The sequence below is a fragment of the Neorhizobium tunisiense genome (genome assembly GCF_039631515.1).
Taxonomy (GTDB): Bacteria; Pseudomonadota; Alphaproteobacteria; order Rhizobiales; family Rhizobiaceae; genus Neorhizobium.
In genome coordinates this window covers 138,804-157,035 of sequence record NZ_JBDIUU010000012.1, presented here as the reverse complement: position 1 = coordinate 157,035, position 18,232 = coordinate 138,804, and the positions used below count along the sequence as shown (strand labels likewise).

General features: G+C 63.9%; 18 protein-coding genes. 13 read left to right on the top strand and 5 right to left on the bottom strand.

Annotated elements, in window-relative coordinates:
- The 3 genes from cbiE to cobM are packed head-to-tail and all read left to right on the top strand — an operon-like array spanning position 1 to position 2,419.
- The gene (gene cbiE / locus ABCW43_RS27735) at positions 1 to 1,254 is read left to right on the top strand and encodes a precorrin-6y C5,15-methyltransferase (decarboxylating) subunit CbiE (RefSeq protein WP_345930545.1); all 1,254 of its coding nucleotides are present in this window, start codon (positions 1 to 3) and stop codon (positions 1,252 to 1,254) included.
- Positions 1,251 to 1,637 carry a cobalamin biosynthesis protein gene (locus ABCW43_RS27730; RefSeq protein ID WP_345930543.1) on the top strand — a complete coding sequence of 129 codons (387 nt, stop codon included), beginning with the start codon at positions 1,251 to 1,253 and terminating at the stop codon, positions 1,635 to 1,637. The genes cbiE and ABCW43_RS27730 overlap by 4 nt, the downstream gene beginning before the upstream one ends.
- Positions 1,634 to 2,419, top strand: a complete 786-nt coding sequence (cobM, locus tag ABCW43_RS27725; protein ID WP_345930541.1) for a precorrin-4 C(11)-methyltransferase — start codon at positions 1,634 to 1,636, stop codon at positions 2,417 to 2,419. The genes ABCW43_RS27730 and cobM overlap by 4 nt, the downstream gene beginning before the upstream one ends.
- Here the strand turns inward: cobM and ABCW43_RS27720 are convergent.
- A complete protein-coding gene (locus ABCW43_RS27720) occupies positions 2,392 to 3,504 on the bottom strand; it encodes a cobalt-precorrin-5B (C(1))-methyltransferase (protein ID WP_345930539.1) in 1,113 nt (370 codons plus the stop codon). The genes cobM and ABCW43_RS27720 overlap by 28 nt on opposite strands.
- 53 nt (positions 3,505 to 3,557) lie before the next feature.
- Between ABCW43_RS27720 and cobA the strand changes: the two genes are divergently transcribed.
- A complete protein-coding gene (cobA, locus tag ABCW43_RS27715) occupies positions 3,558 to 4,337 on the top strand; it encodes a uroporphyrinogen-III C-methyltransferase (RefSeq protein WP_345930537.1) in 780 nt (259 codons plus the stop codon).
- Positions 4,334 to 5,647 carry a cobyrinic acid a,c-diamide synthase CobB gene (locus ABCW43_RS27710; protein WP_345930535.1) on the top strand — a complete coding sequence of 438 codons (1,314 nt, stop codon included), beginning with the start codon at positions 4,334 to 4,336 and terminating at the stop codon, positions 5,645 to 5,647. Before cobA ends, ABCW43_RS27710 begins: the two co-directional genes overlap by 4 nt.
- On the opposite strand, the gene ABCW43_RS27705 is transcribed toward ABCW43_RS27710, so the two are convergent.
- Positions 5,644 to 6,045 carry an ACT domain-containing protein gene (locus tag ABCW43_RS27705; RefSeq protein ID WP_345930533.1) on the bottom strand — a complete coding sequence of 134 codons (402 nt, stop codon included), beginning with the start codon at positions 6,043 to 6,045 and terminating at the stop codon, positions 5,644 to 5,646. The two genes, ABCW43_RS27710 and ABCW43_RS27705, sit on opposite strands and share 4 nt — an antisense overlap.
- A gap of 201 nt (positions 6,046 to 6,246) precedes the next feature.
- Here ABCW43_RS27705 and kynU point away from each other — a divergent pair, with 201 nt between their 5' ends.
- From kynU to ABCW43_RS27675, 6 genes are all read left to right on the top strand, one after another.
- A complete protein-coding gene (kynU, locus tag ABCW43_RS27700) occupies positions 6,247 to 7,440 on the top strand; it encodes a kynureninase (RefSeq protein WP_345930531.1) in 1,194 nt (397 codons plus the stop codon).
- Positions 7,441 to 7,444: 4 nt separating this feature from the next.
- Complete coding sequence (locus tag ABCW43_RS27695; RefSeq protein WP_345930529.1) at positions 7,445 to 7,960, top strand: MarR family winged helix-turn-helix transcriptional regulator; 516 nt, start codon at positions 7,445 to 7,447, stop codon at positions 7,958 to 7,960.
- A 143-nt stretch (positions 7,961 to 8,103) separates the two neighbouring features.
- Positions 8,104 to 9,252 (top strand): ABC transporter substrate-binding protein, encoded by a 1,149-nt coding sequence (locus ABCW43_RS27690; protein ID WP_345930527.1) that lies wholly within the window; start codon positions 8,104 to 8,106, stop codon positions 9,250 to 9,252.
- Between the two features lie 75 nt (positions 9,253 to 9,327).
- Positions 9,328 to 10,362 (top strand): branched-chain amino acid ABC transporter permease, encoded by a 1,035-nt coding sequence (locus ABCW43_RS27685; protein ID WP_445739012.1) that lies wholly within the window; start codon positions 9,328 to 9,330, stop codon positions 10,360 to 10,362.
- A 3-nt stretch (positions 10,363 to 10,365) separates the two neighbouring features.
- The gene (locus ABCW43_RS27680; protein WP_345930523.1) at positions 10,366 to 12,135 is read left to right on the top strand and encodes a branched-chain amino acid ABC transporter ATP-binding protein/permease; all 1,770 of its coding nucleotides are present in this window, start codon (positions 10,366 to 10,368) and stop codon (positions 12,133 to 12,135) included.
- Positions 12,132 to 12,845 carry an ABC transporter ATP-binding protein gene (locus ABCW43_RS27675; protein ID WP_345930522.1) on the top strand — a complete coding sequence of 238 codons (714 nt, stop codon included), beginning with the start codon at positions 12,132 to 12,134 and terminating at the stop codon, positions 12,843 to 12,845. The genes ABCW43_RS27680 and ABCW43_RS27675 overlap by 4 nt, the downstream gene beginning before the upstream one ends.
- 27 nt (positions 12,846 to 12,872) lie before the next feature.
- Here the strand turns inward: ABCW43_RS27675 and ABCW43_RS27670 are convergent, their stop codons facing one another.
- Complete coding sequence (locus tag ABCW43_RS27670; protein ID WP_345930520.1) at positions 12,873 to 14,513, bottom strand: sulfatase-like hydrolase/transferase; 1,641 nt, start codon at positions 14,511 to 14,513, stop codon at positions 12,873 to 12,875.
- Between the two features lie 30 nt (positions 14,514 to 14,543).
- Here ABCW43_RS27670 and ABCW43_RS27665 point away from each other — a divergent pair, with 30 nt between their 5' ends.
- Positions 14,544 to 15,470 (top strand): lysylphosphatidylglycerol synthase transmembrane domain-containing protein, encoded by a 927-nt coding sequence (locus ABCW43_RS27665; protein WP_345930518.1) that lies wholly within the window; start codon positions 14,544 to 14,546, stop codon positions 15,468 to 15,470.
- A 4-nt stretch (positions 15,471 to 15,474) separates the two neighbouring features.
- On the opposite strand, the gene ABCW43_RS27660 is transcribed toward ABCW43_RS27665, so the two are convergent.
- Both ABCW43_RS27660 and ABCW43_RS27655 read right to left on the bottom strand, forming a co-directional pair.
- Positions 15,475 to 16,224 carry an FkbM family methyltransferase gene (locus ABCW43_RS27660; protein ID WP_345930516.1) on the bottom strand — a complete coding sequence of 250 codons (750 nt, stop codon included), beginning with the start codon at positions 16,222 to 16,224 and terminating at the stop codon, positions 15,475 to 15,477.
- The gene (locus ABCW43_RS27655; protein WP_345930514.1) at positions 16,211 to 17,005 is read right to left on the bottom strand and encodes a CDP-alcohol phosphatidyltransferase family protein; all 795 of its coding nucleotides are present in this window, start codon (positions 17,003 to 17,005) and stop codon (positions 16,211 to 16,213) included. The genes ABCW43_RS27660 and ABCW43_RS27655 overlap by 14 nt, the downstream gene beginning before the upstream one ends.
- A gap of 219 nt (positions 17,006 to 17,224) precedes the next feature.
- Here ABCW43_RS27655 and ABCW43_RS27650 point away from each other — a divergent pair, with 219 nt between their 5' ends.
- On the top strand, positions 17,225 to 18,226 hold the full coding sequence (locus ABCW43_RS27650) for a zinc-dependent alcohol dehydrogenase (RefSeq protein WP_345930513.1): 1,002 nt from the start codon (positions 17,225 to 17,227) through the stop codon (positions 18,224 to 18,226).
- The last annotated feature ends 6 nt before the right edge of the window (positions 18,227 to 18,232 follow it).

The window sequence follows — 18,232 nt, the reverse complement described above, 5'->3', positions numbered from 1 at the left end:
ATGCCTCCTGAATCAGACCAGAAACCTTTAAACCAAAGCCGCTGGCTGTCCATCGTCGGCATCGGCGAGGATGGCGTGGCGGGCCTTGGCGACAATGCGCGCGCGGCGATTGCTGCTGCGGCCGTGGTGTTCGGCGGCAGACGGCATCTGGAACTGGCAGCCACCCTGATCACCGGCGAGGCCCGGCCTTGGCCGACACCGTTTGACGCGACGATGCGCGATGTGGTGGCGCTGCGCGGCCAGAAGGTCTGCGTATTCGCCTCCGGCGATCCGTTCTTCTTCGGCGTCGGTGCGACGCTGTCCCGCCATGTGGCGCCTGAAGAATATATCGCCTATCCTGCCCCCTCGGCCTTTTCGCTGGCAGCCTCAAGGCTTGGCTGGCCGCTGCAGGACATCGAAACGGTGTCATTGCATGGTCGGCCGCTCGATCTCATTCGGCCGTCGCTTCATCCGGGCCGGCGGATCATCGCGCTGACATCCGATGAGAACGGGCCGGCGGCACTGGCGGAGCTTCTGTCCCGCACCGGTTTCGGGCCGTCTCGAATAACCGTCCTGGAATCTCTGGGCGGCGCGGCGGAACGTATCCGCTCGCAGCGAGCAGATGAGTTCGCGCTACCGGATATCGATGTGCTGAATGTCGTCGCCATCGACGTAAAGGCCGAAGCCGGAGCCTTTATCCTTCCGCGCACTGTCGGGCTGGACGATACGCTGTTCGAACATGACGGGCAGATCACCAAGCGCGAAATCCGGGCGCTGACGCTCTCGGCACTGGCTCCGCACCGCGGTGAACTGCTGTGGGATATCGGCGCCGGATCGGGTTCGATCGGCATCGAATGGATGCTGGCCGATCCTTCCCTCAAGGCGATTGCGATCGAGGCCAATCTGCAGCGGGCAGCACGGATCGGGCGGAATGCCTCGGCATTCGGCGTGCCAGGCCTGCGCATCGTCGAAGGTGAAGCACCGGCGGCGCTTGCCGGCCTGCCGCCGCCGGATGCAATCTTCATCGGCGGCGGCGGCAGCGAGCCCGGCGTTTTCGAGACGGCCCTGGAGGCGCTGAAGCCCGGCGGGCGGCTGGTCGCCAATGCCGTGACGCTGGAAATGGAGGCGGTTCTTTTGGCGGCCCATTCAAAGCTCGGCGGGGAACTGATCCGCATGGAGGTCTCGCGCGCGGCACCGATCGGCGGCATGTCGGGCTGGAGGCCGGCCATGCCGGTCACCCAGTGGAGCTGGACGAAACCTGGAGTAAAGCCATGATTGCCGCAGGCCTCGGCTGTCGCAAGGGGACATCTGCCGAAGCGCTGCTTTCAGCACTGGCTGCCGCCTGCGCTGAAGCCAATATTTCGCCTGGATCCGTCTCGGTTCTGGCGACCGGCGAGATCAAGCGGCATGAGCCGGGAATGATCAAACTTGCGGAGCGGCTGCGCCTGCCCTTGCAGATTGTTGATGAGGCCGCGCTGAAGCAGGCAGAAGGCCGCACCAGAACAGTTTCGAAACACAGCCTCGCGCAAACCGCCACGCCGAGCCTTTCCGAAGCCGCGGCACTTGCGGCTGCCGGCGAGGCTTCTGAACTCGTCGTGGCGCGACTGGTCGCCGATGGCGCCACCTGCGCGCTGGCACGCTCGAAGGATCACACATGACCGTGCATTTCATCGGCGCCGGACCGGGCGCCGCCGACCTCATCACCGTGCGCGGCCGCGATATCCTCGCCCGCTCGCCGGTCTGCCTTTACGCCGGCTCGATCATGCCGAAGGAACTGCTCGACTATTGCCCGAGGGACGCGCGGATCGTCGATACCGGTTCGCTGTCGCTTGACGATATCGAGGCGGAATATGTGGCGGCACATCAGGCGGGCAAGGATGTCGCGCGGCTGCATTCCGGCGATCTTTCCGTCTGGAGCGCGGTTGCCGAACAGATCCGCCGGCTGGAGAAGCATGGCATCGACTACACGCTGACCCCCGGCGTGCCCTCCTTCGCCGCCGCTGCCGCTGCTCTGAGACAGGAGCTGACCATTCCGGAAGTGGCACAGAGCCTGGTGCTGACCCGCGTTTCCGGCCGGGCCTCGAAAATGCCGGAGGGTGAGACGCTGGCCGCCTTTGGCGCGACCGGCGCGACGCTGGCGATCCACCTCGCCATCCATGCGCTGGGCCGTATCGTGACGGAACTGACACCGTTTTATGGCGCGGATTGCCCCGTCGCGATCGTGGTGCGCGCTTCCTGGCCAGAAGAACGGATCATCCGCGGCACGCTTGCCGATATCGAGGTAAAGCTCGCCGCGGAGCCGGCCGAACGTACGGCGCTGATCTTTGTCGGCAAGGGCCTGGGTGCTGCCGATTTCGTCGAGAGCCAGCTCTACAATGCCGATTACGTGCGACGCTTCCGTCCGGGTTGGCCTCAGACCGGCGACAGGGAGTCCGAATGATCGGACGGCGTAAACCCGGTCTGGCCGACCAACCGGCCCTCGCGATCGTAAACCAGGATTTCCAGCGCGATTCCGGGATGTTTGAGCGCCTTGGCGGCGGTCTTCCAGGCGAGCGCCGCAATCCGATCACCCAAGGCCAGGCCGTTTTCGCCCGCAAGCCCAAAGGCCTGGGATACCGTGTTGGCGCCGGCAATCTGCGCCACGAGCTCGTCGCTCGCCCCGGCCTCCCCCGCCAGCTTGGCGAGGGCTTCGAGATCGGCAAGCCCGCGCTTGGAATGCACGTCGAGCATGCCCTGCGCGAGCTTGGTCATCTTGGCGACGCCACCGGCGATCGTCACCCTTGGCACCGGATGGTCGCGCAGGTATTTCAGCATGCCGCCGACGAAATCGCCCATGTCGATCAGCGCGATCTCATGCAATCCATGATGCGCCTGCACTGCCTTTTCGGACGTATTGCCGGTGGCGCCCGCTACATGGGTGAGTCCGGCGGCACGCGCCACGTCGATGCCGCGCCAGATGGAATGGATCCAGGCCGAGCAGGAAAAGGGAATGACGATCCCCGTCGTGCCGAGGATCGATATGCCGCCCAGGATTCCGAGCCGGCCGTTCAGCGTCTTCTCGGCGATCTTCTCGCCATCGGCGACGGAAATCTCGACCTCGAAATCCGCCTCTTTGCCCGCAACCTCGGCGATCGCCTGAGCAATCATTTTGCGCGGCACCGGATTGATGGCCGGTTCGCCGACGGGCAAGGGCAGGCCGGCGCGGGTAACTGTGCCGACGCCTTCGCCGGCCTTGAAAATAATGCCGCTGCCAGTCGCACCACGCCGGACGGTGCTCTTGATCAGCGCCCCATGCGTGACGTCGGGGTCATCGCCGGCATCCTTGACGATACCGGCTCTTGCAAACCCGTCGCCGGTTTCTTCGACGGCGAGCGCGAAAGACGGCGTCTGCCCGCCGGGCAAAGTCACCTCGATCAGGTCGGGGAATTTTCCGGAAAGGAGGGCAAGACAGGCCGCCTTGCTCGCCGCCGCCGCGCAGGTTCCCGTGGTCCAGCCACGACGAAGGTTCTTGCCATCCACTTCCATGGCCGTTTCTATAGCCCGACCGGGGCCGAGCGTCACCGGTCAAAGGTCCGCATATGAATGAAAGCATCGAAACCATCGTCGCAGCACCCGTCTTCGAGCCCGGCCATGTCTGGCTTGCCGGCGCCGGCCCCGGCCATCCGCGGTACCTGACGCTGGAAGTCGCCGACGCGCTTCGCAAGGCGGACGTGATCGTCCATGACGCGCTGGTCTCCGACGGCGTGCTGTCGCTCGCGACGACCGCCGAGCTTATCTTCGTCGGAAAACGCGGCGGAAAGCCGTCTGTCGCCCAGGATGACATTACCGGACTGCTGATCGAGCTCGCCCGCAAGGGCAGGCGTGTTCTGCGGCTGAAGGGCGGCGATCCCTTCGTGTTCGGACGCGGCGGCGAGGAAGCGGAGGCGCTCGTTAAAGAGAACATTCCTTTTCGCATCCTGCCGGGCATGACCTCGGCCCTGGCGGCCCTCGCGTCCGCCAACATTCCCGCGACGATGCGCGGGATGAGCCGAGCGATCACGCTTGCGACCGGCCATGCGGCCGGCAGCCCCGGCGACCTGGACTGGAAGGCACTGGCGAAAACCGGCGAGCCGATCGTCGTCTACATGGGCGTCAGCACGATCGGCACGATCGCCAGGCTGCTGATCGAAGGCGGGCTATCGCCGGAAACGCCGGTCGCGGTGCTCATGGCGGCAACGACGCCGGACGAACGCTCGCTCACCGCAACGCTCGCAACCGTGGAAGTGGAAGTCGAGCGGCAGAAATTCGCCGCGCCCGCTCTGATCGTCATCGGCCGGATCGTTTCCATGCAGGCCGTGTTGACCGGTAGCAAGCCATGACGGCCCGCGCGCTCATCATCGGTGCGCCGCGCTCCGGCTCCGGCAAGACCAGCGTCACGATCGGCCTGCTGCGCGCCTTCGCGCGCCGCGGCGTCAAGGTGCGCGGCATCAAGACCGGCCCGGACTATATCGATCCCGGCTTCCACGAGGCTGCGACGCATCGGCCGGGCCTCAACCTCGACAGCTGGGCGATGGCTCCGGACCTGCTTCGGCATCTGGCGCGCGGCCAGGCGGAAGATGCGGAACTGCTTTTGATCGAAAGCGCCATGGGCCTGTTCGACGGTATCGTCAGCGAGGAAAACCGTTCCGGCGCGGCCTCCGACCTCGCCCGGCTGTTCCGCCTGCCCGTGCTGCTGGTGCTGGACGTTTCCGGCCAATCCCAGACCGCCGGCGCGATCGCCTACGGTTTTGCCCATTATGATCCGACCGTGAAAATCGCCGCCTGCGTGCTTAACCGGGCCGGCAGCGAACGGCACAAGAAACTGTGCGGCGATGCCATCCAGGCGGCAGGGCTTCCCGTCGTCGGCACCGTCCTGCGTGATCCCTCGCTGGTTCTGCCCGAACGGCACCTCGGCCTCGTCCAGGCGAGCGAACATCCGGAAATGGACGCCCATATCGAGCGCCTGGCCGACGCCATGGAAGCCTCGCTCGACCTCGATGCGATCTACGCCGCCGCAAAGCCCTTCAATATTCCCAGCGGCTCGACGGAAAAATCACTGCGTCCTCCCGGCCAGCGGATCGCACTGGCGCAGGATGCCGCCTTTACCTTCCTCTATCCGCATCTGATGCGCGAATGGCGCTCCGCCGGCGCGGAGATCGTTCCCTTCTCGCCACTGGCCGATGAAGCACCGGCAGTTGGCTGCGACGTCTGTTGGCTGCCTGGCGGGTACCCCGAACTGCACGCGGGACGGCTTGCGGCAGCCGAGAACTTCAAGACCGGCCTGACGCGATTTGCGGAAACAAAACCCGTTCACGGCGAGTGCGGCGGCTACATGGTTCTCGGCGAGACGCTGGAGGATGCCGACGGCGTGACGCACGCCATGACCGGGCTGCTCTCCCACCGCACCAGTTTCGCCAAACGCCGGATGAACCTCGGTTACCGTCAGGCGGAGATCGCCGAGAACAGCCCGCTCGGCCGGAAGGGCGATACGATCCGCGGCCATGAGTTCCACTATGCCAGTGTTGTTTCGCCGGGAACCGACCAGCCGTTTGCAACGATCGCCGACGGTGGCGGCAAGCCGATCGGTCCGACCGGCGGCAGGCGCGGCCTCGTCAGCGGCGCCTTTTTCCACGCGATTGCCCGCGGCTAACGGGCAGAAAGCAACCTGAGAGCATCAACCGCCCGTTCCGCATCCGCCGCCGGCACGAAGATGTGGTCGTGGTAATAGGCCGCGACGACATTGGCGCTGATGCCCTCTTTGGTCAGCGCCGCCGCCATCGCGGCGGTCATGCCGACCGCTTCCAACGAGGAATGCACCATCATGGTGATGCAGCGAAGCGGTGCGCTTGAGGTTAGTTCCGCGCTGTCGGCAACATCTCTCGGCAGGATCAGCGTGAGGCCTTCCGTTTCCAAGAACATTCCGATGGGCTTCAGCGCCAGATAGTCGTGCAGGTTCTCGGACTGCACGGTCGCGTAGACGAACTCGCCGTCGATAAGCACCGGCTCAAGGCTCGCAAGCAAGGTGGAAAGGTCGGTGATACCGCTCATGAGCCCGCCAAAGATCGCCCGGTGAATGAACCTCGGGCTTAAGGTTACGGCGGCAATTCACCGCCCGCAAGACCGGATATCTCCTCCGAAACAATCCCATAAGCCGTAAATCCGTCTTGCGTGTCTCTCGCGAGCTTCTAGTCTGCGTTGCTTGGGGGCTAGGCTCCCCTCAAACTCGGTTTCGAACAGCAAGGTGTTCCGGTGACGGATTTCGAAAAGACCCGCTCGCTCTTCTATCTGCCGGAAGGCGTGATCTATCTCGACGGCAATTCACTCGGACCGCTGCCGCTTGCTGCCAAGGAGCGTGTCGGAAAACTGATGACCGACGAATGGGGCGAGCTGCTGATCAAGGGCTGGAACAAGGCCGGATGGATGATGATGCCGCGCCGAATCGGCGACCGGGTGGCCAGGCTGATCGGGGCGGCGGAAGGCACGGTCGTCATGGGCGACACGCTGTCGATCAAGGTCTATCAGGCGCTCGCCTCGGCATTGGAACTGGTGCCGGAACGCAAGGTCGTGCTCTCCGACAGCGGCAACTTTCCATCCGATCTCTATATGGCGCAGGGCCTGATCGGCTCGCTCGGCAAGGGCCATGAGCTGAAGATCGCCGAGCCGGAAGAGGTCGAAGCCGCGATCGACGAAACCGTTGCCGTGGTCATGCTGACGGAGGTGGACTATCGTACCGGTCGTCTGCACGACATGAAGGCGCTGACCGAAAAGGCGCATGCCGTCGGCGCGATCACCGTCTGGGATCTTGCCCATACGGCCGGCGCCCTGCCGGTCGATCTTTCCGGTGCCGGCGCGGATTTCGCGGTCGGCTGCACTTACAAGTATCTGAACGGCGGGCCAGGCGCGCCGGCCTTCATCTATGTCGCTCCGCGCCATGCGGACAAGGTGCGGCCGGCGCTGTCCGGCTGGCTGGGGCACGAACAGCCCTTCGCCTTCGATCTCGGTTATCGGCCGGGCAGCGGTATCGACCGCATGCGGGTCGGCACGCCGCCGATTATCGGGCTTGCAGCGCTCGACGCAGCTCTCGATGCCTGGGATGGCGTCGACATGGCGGACCTGCGCCGCCAGTCGATAAAACTCTGCGATCTGTTCGTCGCGGAGGTCGAAAAGCGCTGCCCGATGCTGAAGCTCGGCTCCCCGCGGGATGGGACAAAGCGCGGCAGCCAGATTTCCTTCCTGCACGAGGAAGGCTACGCGATCATGCAGGCGCTGATCGCGCGCGGCGTGATCGGCGATTTCCGCGCTCCGAACGCCATCCGTTTCGGCTTCACACCGCTCTATATCGGCGAGGCCGAGGTATTGGGAGCGGTGGACATTCTCGAAGACATCATGACCAATCGCCTCTGGGACACCGCCGAATATAGGCAGCGGGCGCTGGTGACCTGATCGGATGACGGAAGAACGGCCCACGTCCCCCCGAAAGCTCTCCAAGGTCGTGCCCTACCGGCTCGCGCGCAGCAACGCGGAAATGATGAAGCTCGTCAGCCTCCTTTGCGAGGCCAACGGTTTCAAGCTGAACATCTGGAGGGTCATGTCCGCGATCGGTACCTATCAATCGATCTCGCCGATGGAAATCGGCAAGCTCACCACCATCGACAAGGCGATGGTGTCGCGCGCGATCCGCGAACTGGTCGACCGCGACCTGATCGATCGCCGGGCCGACGCCCGTGATGCGCGATGGGCCCAGATCCAGCTGACAGCAGCGGGAACGGCGGTCTATGAAAAGATGGTCGCCGGCATCGACGCCCTCGAGAAACACATGTTCGGCGATCTGCCGCCCGAAAAGACCGCAGCATTCATGGACATGCTCGAACTGATCGAACGTCGCGCCAGGTTGGCCCGTGATATGGTGGAACTGAACGGAACAGCCGGTTTGGCGCGGCTGTTAGGAAGCGATGCCGAATAAGGCTTGCGGATCCCGGCCGCATTCGAACCGGCGTTCGTAAGCTTTACATAACCATTATCAGAATTGTTTACAAAGAAACAATCTCCCTGTAAACAAATGGCAGGGCGGGAGGAGATCGCCCGCTTTTGTCCTGGGAGGATCCTATGAAGAACCGGTTTTTTGCTGGAATGGCGCCTGTTGCCGTCCTGTCCTTGTCCTTATTTGCAAGCTCTGCCCTGGCTGACGTGACGATCGGCGTGACCATATCGTCGACCGGCCCGGGTGCGGCACTCGGCATTCCGCTGAAGAACTCCGTCGAATTGTGGCCGGCCGAAGTGGGCGGCGAAAAGCTGAAGGTCATCGTTCTCGATGATGCCGGCGACCCCTCGGTTGCCACCACCAATGCCCGCCGCTTCGTCAACGACGATAAGGTCGATGTCATCGTCGGCTCCGCGCTGACGCCCGCTTCGATCGCCGTCGCCGGTGTTGCCGGTGAGACCAGCACGCCGCATCTCTCCTGCTCGCCGGTTCCGCCGACCATTTCCAAAGGCAAGTGGACCTTTGTGATGCCGCAGGATGCCGGCCTGATCGCCAGGAACCTGTTTGCCAAGATGAAGGCCGATGGCGTCAAGACGGTCGGTTATATCGGCTTCTCCGATAGCTATGGCGACCTTTGGATGGGCCAGTTCAAGGGGATCGGCGAACAATACGGTCTGAAGGTTGTCGCCGACGAGCGTTATGCCCGTCCCGACACTTCCGTTTCCGGCCAGGTGCTGAAACTCGTGGCCGCCCGTCCGGATGCCGTCTTCGTCGGAGCCTCCGGCACCGGCGCCGCACTGCCGCAGATCGGTCTGCGCGAACGCGGCTTCGCCGGCAAGATCTACCAGACCCATGGCGCCGTGACCTTCGACTTCCTGCGCATCGCCGGCAAGGCTGCCGACAACACGATCTTCGCCTCCGGCCCGGCCATGGCGCCGGAAGCCCTGCCCGATACCGCGGAGACTAAGCCGGAAGGCATGGCCTACGTGACGGCCTACGAAAAGAAGTTCGGTCCCGGCACCCGCACCCAGTTTGGCCCGCATATCAACGATGCCATGGCCATCCTCAAGAAGGCCATCCCAGTCGCGCTGAAGAAAGCGAAGCCCGGCACGCCGGAATTCCGCGCAGCTCTCCGAGACGCCATCGAGACCGGCGGTCCGTTCCCGGCAAGCCAGGGCGTCTTTAACTTCAAGGCCGACGATCACCTCGGCCTCGACGACCGCGCCGTCGTGCTGTTCACGGCCAAGAACGGCAAGTTCGAGATCACCAAGTAAGCCGGCAAATAAACGAGGCCCGGCGTCCGCGCCGGGCCTTTTTGCAGCGTCTTTTCTGTTATCGGGGGAAATTCTTTGGACGCGATGATTGCGACCTTTCTGATCCAGGATGGTGTCACCAACGGCGCAATCTACGCGCTGCTCGGCCTGGCGCTGGTCCTGCTCTTCTCGGTCACGCGGGTGATCTTCATTCCCCAGGGCGAATTCGTCGCCTATGGCGCGCTGACGCTGGCGCTTCTCGACGGCGGAAAGGTGCCAGCCACCACCTCGCTTCTCGCCTGCTTCGGAGCGATTGCTTTCCTGTTCGATCTCTGGAGCATGCGCCGCGGCACCGATGTCGGTACCTTTTTGCGCAGCCTCGCCCTCAACCTGGTGCTTCCAGGCGTGATCTATGGCGCCACCATCGTGCTCGCGCCGCTTGAGCTTCCTTCCGTCGCAAAGGCTTTGCTCACCATTCTGATCATCACGCCCATGGGTGTCTACGTCTATCGGATCGCCTACCGGCCGCTTGCCGACGCTTCCGTGCTCGTCCTGCTGATTGCCTCGGTTGGCGTGCATCTCGCCATGATGGGGCTTGGTCTGGTCTTCTTCGGCGCCGAAGGCCTGCGCGCCGAGCCACTCGCGGACGACAACTACACGATCGGAGCCTTGATGGTGAGCGCCCAGAGCCTCTGCATCTACGGCGCGACGATCGCGATTATCATCGGTCTCTACATGTTCTTCGAACGAACCCTGCTCGGCAAGGCGCTGCGTGCGACCGCCGTCAACCGGCTCGGTGCACGGCTGGTCGGCGTCCGCACCCATCTGACCGGCGTCACCGCCTTCACGCTGGCCGCAGCGATCGGGGCCGTTTCCGGGGTACTGATCGGCCCGATCACCACGATCTATTACGACACCGGCTTCCTGATCGGCCTCAAGGGCTTCGTGGCGGCGATCATCGGCGGGCTTGCGAGCTTCCCGATCACCGCGATCGCCGCGATCGGCGTCGGCCTGGTCGAATCTTTCTCTTCCTTCTTCGCCAGCAGCTACAAGGAAGTCATCGTCTTCGGGCTCATCATTCCCGTTCTGATCTGGCTGTCGTTGAGCGGCGGCTTCCACGAGGAGGAGTGAGCAATGAAGATCGAGCGTTTGCTGCCCGGCCTCGCCGGCATCGTTTTCCTGGCGATCATTCCCCTCCTGCCGGTGCCGCCCTTCTGGCTGACGATCCTCAACAATATCGGCCTCGCCTCGCTGGTGACGATCGGCCTGGTGCTGCTGACCGGCGTCGGCGGTCTCACCTCGTTCGGCCAGGCTGCCTTCTGCGGTTTCGGCGCCTATACGACGGCCGTGCTGAGCACGAACTACGGTTTGTCGCCGTGGCTGACCCTGCCATTGTCGCTGATCGTCGGTGCGGCGACTGCCCTGCCGCTCGGCCTCATCACCGTGCGCCTTTCGGGCCATTTCCTGCCGCTCGGCACGATCGCCTGGGGCCTTGCGCTCTATTACCTGTTCGGCAAGATCGATCTTCTCGGCCGCTATGACGGCATTTCAGGCATCCCGCCGATCGAAGTCGCCGGCTACCCTTTCCTGAGCGACGGGTCGATCTACTACCTCATCTGGTTCTTCGTGATCGCCGTCGCGATCGGCGCGAAGAACCTGCTCGATTCCCGGATCGGCCGCGGCATACGGGCGCTTCGGGGCGGCGGGCAGGCGGCGGAAGCCTTCGGCGTCAATACCGTCCGCGCCAAGCTCACCGTCTTCGTTTTTGCCGGCATCGTGGCTGCACTCTCCGGTTGGCTCTACGCCCATATGCAGCGCTCCGTGAACCCGACACCCTTTGGTCTCAGCATGGGCATCGAATACCTGCTGATGGCCGTGGTCGGCGGTTCCGGCCATGTCTGGGGGGCGATCTTCGGCGCCAGCATCGTGCTCATCCTGAAGGATCTGCTGCAGCGGTTCCTGCCCGATCTGATCGGCACGGCCGCCAATTTCGAAATGGTCGTTTTCGGCATCCTGCTGGTGGTGACCCTACAGCTTGCCCATGAGGGTCTCTGGCCCTTCGTATTGAAGCTCCTGCCGAAGCGGCCTGCGCGGCCCCTCCCGACCTCCGACGACAAGCTTGCCAAACGTACGCTCGCGCCGGCCGGCTCGTCGCTGATCAAGGTGGAAAAGGCACGAAAAGCCTTCGGCGGCCTGGTGGCGGTCAACGATGTCAGCTTCGAAGTGCGCGCCGGGCAGGTTGTCGGCCTGATCGGGCCGAATGGTGCCGGCAAGAGTACGACCTTCAATCTCATCACCGGCCTCGCATCATTGACCAGCGGCTCGGTGTTCTACGAAGGCCAGCCGATGACCGGCGACAGCCCGCGCGAAGTCGCCAAACACGGCATCGCCCGCACCTTTCAGCACGCAAAGATCCTGCCGGACATGTCGGTACTGGAAAACGTCGCGCTCGGCGCACATCTGCGCGGCTCGGCCGGCGTCTTCAGGAGTTTCCTGCGGCTAGAGCGGAGGCAGGAGGCGACATTGCTCGCCGAAGCTGCCTTCCAGGTCGAACGCGTCGGCCTCGGCGCCTATCGCGACCGGCCGGCCGGTGACCTGGCGCTCGGCCAGATCCGCATCCTCGAAATCGCCCGCGCCCTGTCTGCCGACCCTGCCGTGCTGCTTCTGGACGAACCCGCGGCAGGCCTGCGTCACGGCGAAAAGCAGGAACTCGCCAATCTCCTCAGGAAACTGCGCGAGGAGGGCGTCAGCGTGCTCCTCGTCGAACATGACATGGGCTTCGTCATGGGGCTCGTCGATCATCTCGTGGTACTCGATTTCGGCACCCTGATCGCCGAGGGCAAGCCGGTCGATGTGCGCAAACATCCGGCGGTCGTCGCCGCCTATCTGGGAGGTGTCGCATGAGCGGGAACCTGCTCGAACTCTCCGGCATCCACGTTTCCTACGGCCGCGCCGAGGTGCTGCACGGCATATCGCTTTCCATGAAGCCCGGCAGCATCGTCACGGTGATCGGCGCCAACGGCGCCGGCAAATCGACGCTGCTCAACGCCATTATGGGGATCGTCCCCTCCTCCGGCACGATCGTCTACGACGGTGCACCGGTGCCGCGCTCTGTCGAAGGCCGCGTTGCCGCCGGTCTCTGCCTCGTGCCCGAAAAGCGCGAACTGTTCTCCACCATGTCGGTCGAGGACAATATCGAACTCGGCGGCTTCCTGCGCAGTGCCGCCGAGCGCACCGAGACGCGCGAGGACGTCTACACGCGTTTCCCGCGCCTGGCCGAACGCCGCAAGCAGCTGGCCGGAACGCTTTCCGGCGGCGAACGGCAGATGCTGGCACTCGCCCGCGCCCTGATGAGCCGGCCACGCCTGCTTCTGCTCGACGAGCCGAGCCTCGGCCTCGCACCGAAGATCGTCATCGACATCCTCAACATCGTCTCGGAACTCAGGAAGACCGGCGTCTCCATCCTGCTCGTCGAGCAGAATGCCCGCGCCGCGCTCGAAATTGCCGACGAGGGTTATCTGGTCGAGCTCGGCGAGGTCCGACTTTCCGGCCCGGCAAGCGAAATGGCGGTCAATCCGGCGCTGATGGAGAGCTATCTCGGCACCCATTCGTGATGAGATGACTCAGCCTGACGCGGCGGATTAATCGAAACTCTCGGCCAGCTTCCGGCGGAATTCGTCCATGCGATAGACCGGCATGGCCTGCTGCGGGATCATGCCCTTCTGCCAGTTCCAGCCGTCGAGGCGTTTCAGGAGGTCCGGGTTGCCAGTGACGATATGCATCGGCACGTCGCGCGAGGCTCCTTCGCCGGTAATGATAGACGCCGGCTGGTGGTCGCCGAGCAGGATGAACAGCGTGTTTTTCCCATAGCGCGCCATGTAGGAGCCGAGCGTTTCGAGCGTGTAGTCGATCGAGGCGATGTATTGCGACCGGACGCGGTCGGGATCGGCCCAGACAACTGAAGGCGGATCGCCGCTTTCCGCCTGCGGATTAAAGATCGTGCCGTCGCCGATCCGGTCCCAGTCGACCAATGACGGGAGCGGCGTCCACGGCGCGTGGCTGGAGATCAGCGCCATTTCCGCCATGACCGGCTTATGCCCCACCGGACGTTCCAGCCTCTCGAAGGCTTCGAGCGTGAACTGATCCGGCATCGTCACCCAGTTGAAGGGCTTGCCGCGATATCCGAGCCCCGCGGCCGCATGGATGCTGTCGTAGCCGAAATACCCGGCCTCCGGCCAGTCGAGCGTGATCGCCGGCATGACCGCCGTGGTACGCCAGCCGGAGGAACGGAAGAGGTTGTTGAGGCTCCTCCGCTCGCTGGTGATCATCCGGTCGTAGCGCCCCTGATTGTTGACCCAGAGGCCAGAGAGCAGCGTGCCATGCGCCAGCCAGCTGATGCCGCCAACCGTTGGCGAGGTGAGCCAACCGCTGCGTGCCTCCAGGCCCGCGGCCTCGATCTCCTTTTCGACCGAGGCCAGCCGGCTGCCGGTGCGCACCGCGTAACGCGGGTCCTCGATCGCGCTGCGGCCATAGGATTCGACGAAGACCAGCACGATGTCCGTGCCGGCAAGCGCCGGGAAATGCGGGCCGGCGGAAACCGGATCCTGTTTCAACTCGTCTTCGAACCGGGCAAGATCGGCAATCGACTCCTCCACCATGGTGACGCGATTGACGAAATAGGAAGCGGCATGCGCCTCGATGCCGAGATTGCGGCGATCAGGATTCTGAACCAAAAGCGCCACCAGTCCGACCGATAGCACCGCACCGCTGACAAGAACGGATTTACGCCGGGCTCCCCCTGAGAGCCGCCGGAAGCCGTCAAGCGACCAATAGAGAATGGCCGCGATGACCAGCCAGGCGAGAAGACCGGTGCAGATGACCCCGACCGCCTCCGTGACGCCGATGGCTCCGCTCAGCAGATTCCAGCCGTCGGTAAGTATCTTGAGATCCAGATAGGGATTGAACGGCCGCTGGAAGGCAGCGCCGGTGCCGATATCCGCAAGCTTCAGGAACAGCATCGCGGCAAGCGCTAGGGTGACGGCCCAGCGCAGAAGAGAAAAACCGATCCCCGTAAACACCGATGCCAGCAGCGCGATCCCGACAATCTCCAGCGGAAACCGCAGCTCCGGGAATTCGCTGAAATTGGAAGGCAGGGCCAGAATCGCGACCATGATGGCAAGCGAAATCGTGATCCCCGGACCTGGCGATCCATTTGCCTTGCGCTGCGCGATATGCCCTATTCTGAGGGCGTCACTCTGGCGAAAAGGCCGATACTCGTTCATGCGCTACCGTTCCTGCAAAACCTTCGGCCCATGCGTCTTCTGAAACTTATAGGCTTATCTGCGGCCCTGGCACTTCTCATTGCCGTGATCCTGCGCTTCGATCCAGAGCGGATTGCCGCAGGCCTGGTTTCGGCCAATCCGGTCTATGTGGCGGCAGGGCTGCTTCTGGTGCAGATACAGATCGTCCTCTCCGCGCTCCGCTGGCGATTCACGGCGGCGCGGCTTCGCCAGCATCTGGGTGTGGGCCAGGCGATCGGCGATTATTATCTCGGAACCCTGCTCAACCAGCTTCTGCCGGGGGGAGTAGCAGGTGATGCCGTTCGCGCCGTTCGCAACCGGGCTCACGGTGATGATGGGTGGAAAGTGCCGGCCCAGGCCGTGCTCTTCGAGCGGATCGCCGGACAGGGTGTGTTTTTCCTCATTGCGACCTTCGGCGTCATGCTCTGGCCGCTTCTGGGCGGTGCAGCGATCCCGGAAGACCTGCGCCACCTTCTCTCCGGCTTCGCACTCGCGGTCGCAAGCCTCGCCATCATGTTTCTGCTGGCGCTCCGTTTCCCGCCGCGCCGCATCCAGCCTCAGCTCGGGCGGTTGAAGGCAGCCCTGGCGCAGGTCTTCCTGCGGGACCGGGCCTGGATCGCGCAGACGCTGTTCAGCGTCGTCATCGTCGCAAGTTATATCGCCATGTTCATGCTTGCGTCAGCGGCCGTCGGGGCGCCGTTGCCGGCGCTTGCGGCGGTCACCGCGATTCCGCTCTGTCTGCTGATGATGCTGATCCCGGCGACGATTGCCGGCTGGGGCGCCAGGGAGGCGGCGGCAGCGGCGCTCTGGCCGCTCTTCGGTTACGCTGCGTCCGATGGCGTGGCCGCCGGCATCCTCTATGGCATCCTGGCGCTCGTCGGCGCAGCACCCGGCCTGGTGTTCATCCTCGCGGCGCTTTTCAGCAGACGGAACCGTTGAACCGTCAAGCCTCCAGCCGCGCGTAGATATCGCCGGAGGACGTGTGATCGGCAAGGCCCGCAATCTCGGCCAGCATCGCGTCGGCGGTTATCCATTCGTCATGGACAAACCGATGCCGCTCGCCCTCGACCCGGTTGAAACGATAGGGGCCGACTTTTCGCAAATGGCCGATCGCCTCCTCGGCGATTTCCATCGTCGCCGGGATATATTCGAAGGCGATCAGCGGGATGGGATGACGCAGCCCGGCGACGATATCCGCTTCGGCCCCCTCCACATCGATCTTGCAGAAGGCCGGTTGGCCATATTCTCCGATCAGCGCATCGAGCGTCGTCATCTCCACGCGCTGGACCCGGTCCCAGGTGACGTTGCGGAAACCGGAAGTCTTCTCCACCTTCGAAATCCAGGACGAGGATATGCTGGTCACGGTCGGGTGGCGGCTGGAAATATGCAGATCGACGCTGCCGGGCTCCCTGCCGACCGCCTTGCGCAGCAGCGTCAATTCTTCGCCGGCGAAGGATCTGGCAATGAAATCGGCAAATAACGGCTGCGGCTCCAGCGCGACGATCCTTGCGCCGAGCGACAGAAGCGTCCGGCTGCGGCTACCGGCATGCGCACCGATATCGAAAACGAGATCGCCTTTGCGGACGAGGCCGGCATAGAACCGCTTCAGCGAGGAACGCCGCCAGGGCTGGCCGTAATAGATCAGCAGCGAGCGCGTCAGGCCCAGGGAAGCGGAAAAATCAGGCCGCGGCATGATGGCTCCTGCTCGCACTCACCAGGAAGATCACATCGACGGCGAAGGAATAGGTCAGCGAGGCGAGGGCCGCTGCTGCAAGCACGGTGGAGACCGGCGAGGCAATGACCGGAAACAACATCAGACAGAGCGCCACGCCCTGAACGACGCAGATGGTCTTGCGGCGCATCGAATGAGGCAGTTCGCCCTTGAGAGCCGGAAAGACCGCCTGCGCGGCCACATACGCATACCGCATCAAGCCGATCGCCAGGACCCAAGGTCCGGCCTTGCCGAGCGTGACGGCTGCGAGCGACAGGAAGAGGATCAGCAACGCATCGACCTCCATGTCGAATCGCGCGCCGAACCGGGAAGACGTACCCGCCTGCCGGGCGAGGAAGCCGTCGACACCATCCAGAACAAGCGCGAAAGCGACTACGAACCCCAGCATCCACAAGGCGCTCTGATCGAAACCCATGCCGAATTGCGGCGATGCCAGCACCATCCCGCCCAAAACCGACGTGAGCGCGGCGCGGATTGTCGTCACGATATTGGCCGCGCCGAAACGGCCGTGCCCGTGCGCGTGCAGATTGCCGAGCGCAATGGCGGAAATCACCGCATAGATGATGAAGGCGCAGCAGGCCGCGGCCGTATCGATGCCGAGCCAGTCGCCGAGGAAATGCATGGCCGCAACCAGCGCGGCCGCGACGGTCATGGTGACCGCATAGGCATCCAGGGAGAGCAACCGGTGAGCCCTGCGTGCCGCCTGGCGATCCAGCGGCCCGGCATTCATCCAGTCAGCCATCGGACGTGCCTTCCTCGTCCAAGGGATGATATGAAATATTCATGACGCTCTCCTCACAGGCACTACATGGAGAAGAATACGGTGGGCAGCAAAGGCCGGATCCGCCAAACCGCCGTCAAATAAACGTGATGGCCATATCGCCCTCTCGCCGGACGGCTCCCTTGCCGTCATCGTCGAAGCCTCTAGGTCTGGATTGTTATGGCGTGAAAGGTGTGAGGCGTGACAAGGCGTGAGACAGCTCCGCGTGCGGCGGCGCAGAAGGAGGGACGAGCCCTCTGGATCGAGGAGGCAGGCCGTTGCGCGCTTCGGCAGGAGAAGCTGCCGGCGGCCTGCGAGGGCGAGGTTGTCGTCCGAACGCTCTATAGCGGCATCAGCCGCGGCACCGAATCATTGGTGTATTCCGGGCAGGTACCGGAAAGCGAATACGAGCGCATGCGCGCACCGCACCAGGCCGGCCAGTTCCCCTTCCCGGTGAAATATGGCTATGCCGCCGTCGGCGTGGTCGAAGAAGGGCCTGAGCAGCTCGCCGGCAAATCGGTCTTCTGCCTGCATCCCCATCAGGACCGTTTTCGCATGCCCGTTTCCGCCGCCCATCCGCTCCCGGAAGATTTGCCTCCACACCGCGCCGTGCTCGCGGCCAACATGGAAACCGCGCTCAACATCACCTGGGACGCAGGCATCCAACCCGGCGACCGGGTTACGGTGTTCGGGGCCGGCGTGATCGGGCTTCTGGTTGCCTATCTCGCCTCACGGATCATCGGCACGGACGTGGTGATCTCGGATATAGAACCGAAGCGCGCCGGAACCGCCAAGGTTCTCGGCCTCCGTTTTTCATCTCCCGATCATGTGCCCCATGACTGCGACGTGCTGATCAACGCCTCCGCTTCGGCAGACGCCCTGGCAACGGCGCTTGATCATGCCGGTATCGAGGCGCGCATCGTCGAAGCGAGTTGGTATGGCGAAAAGCACGTGGAGATTCCGCTCGGCGGCGCTTTCCACGCCAAGCGGCTTTCCATCGTCAGCTCACAGGTGGCCTCCCTGCCGCTTGGGCGACGCGCCCGCTGGGACACGAGGCGACGCATGCGCAAGGCGCTCCAGCTTCTCGCCGACGACCGGCTCGACCACCTGATTTCGGGCGAAACACCGTTCGAAACCATCGCCGCCGATTATGCCGGGATTATCGGCTCGGCCGCCACGCTCTGTCATCGCATCAAGTATTGAAGGAAT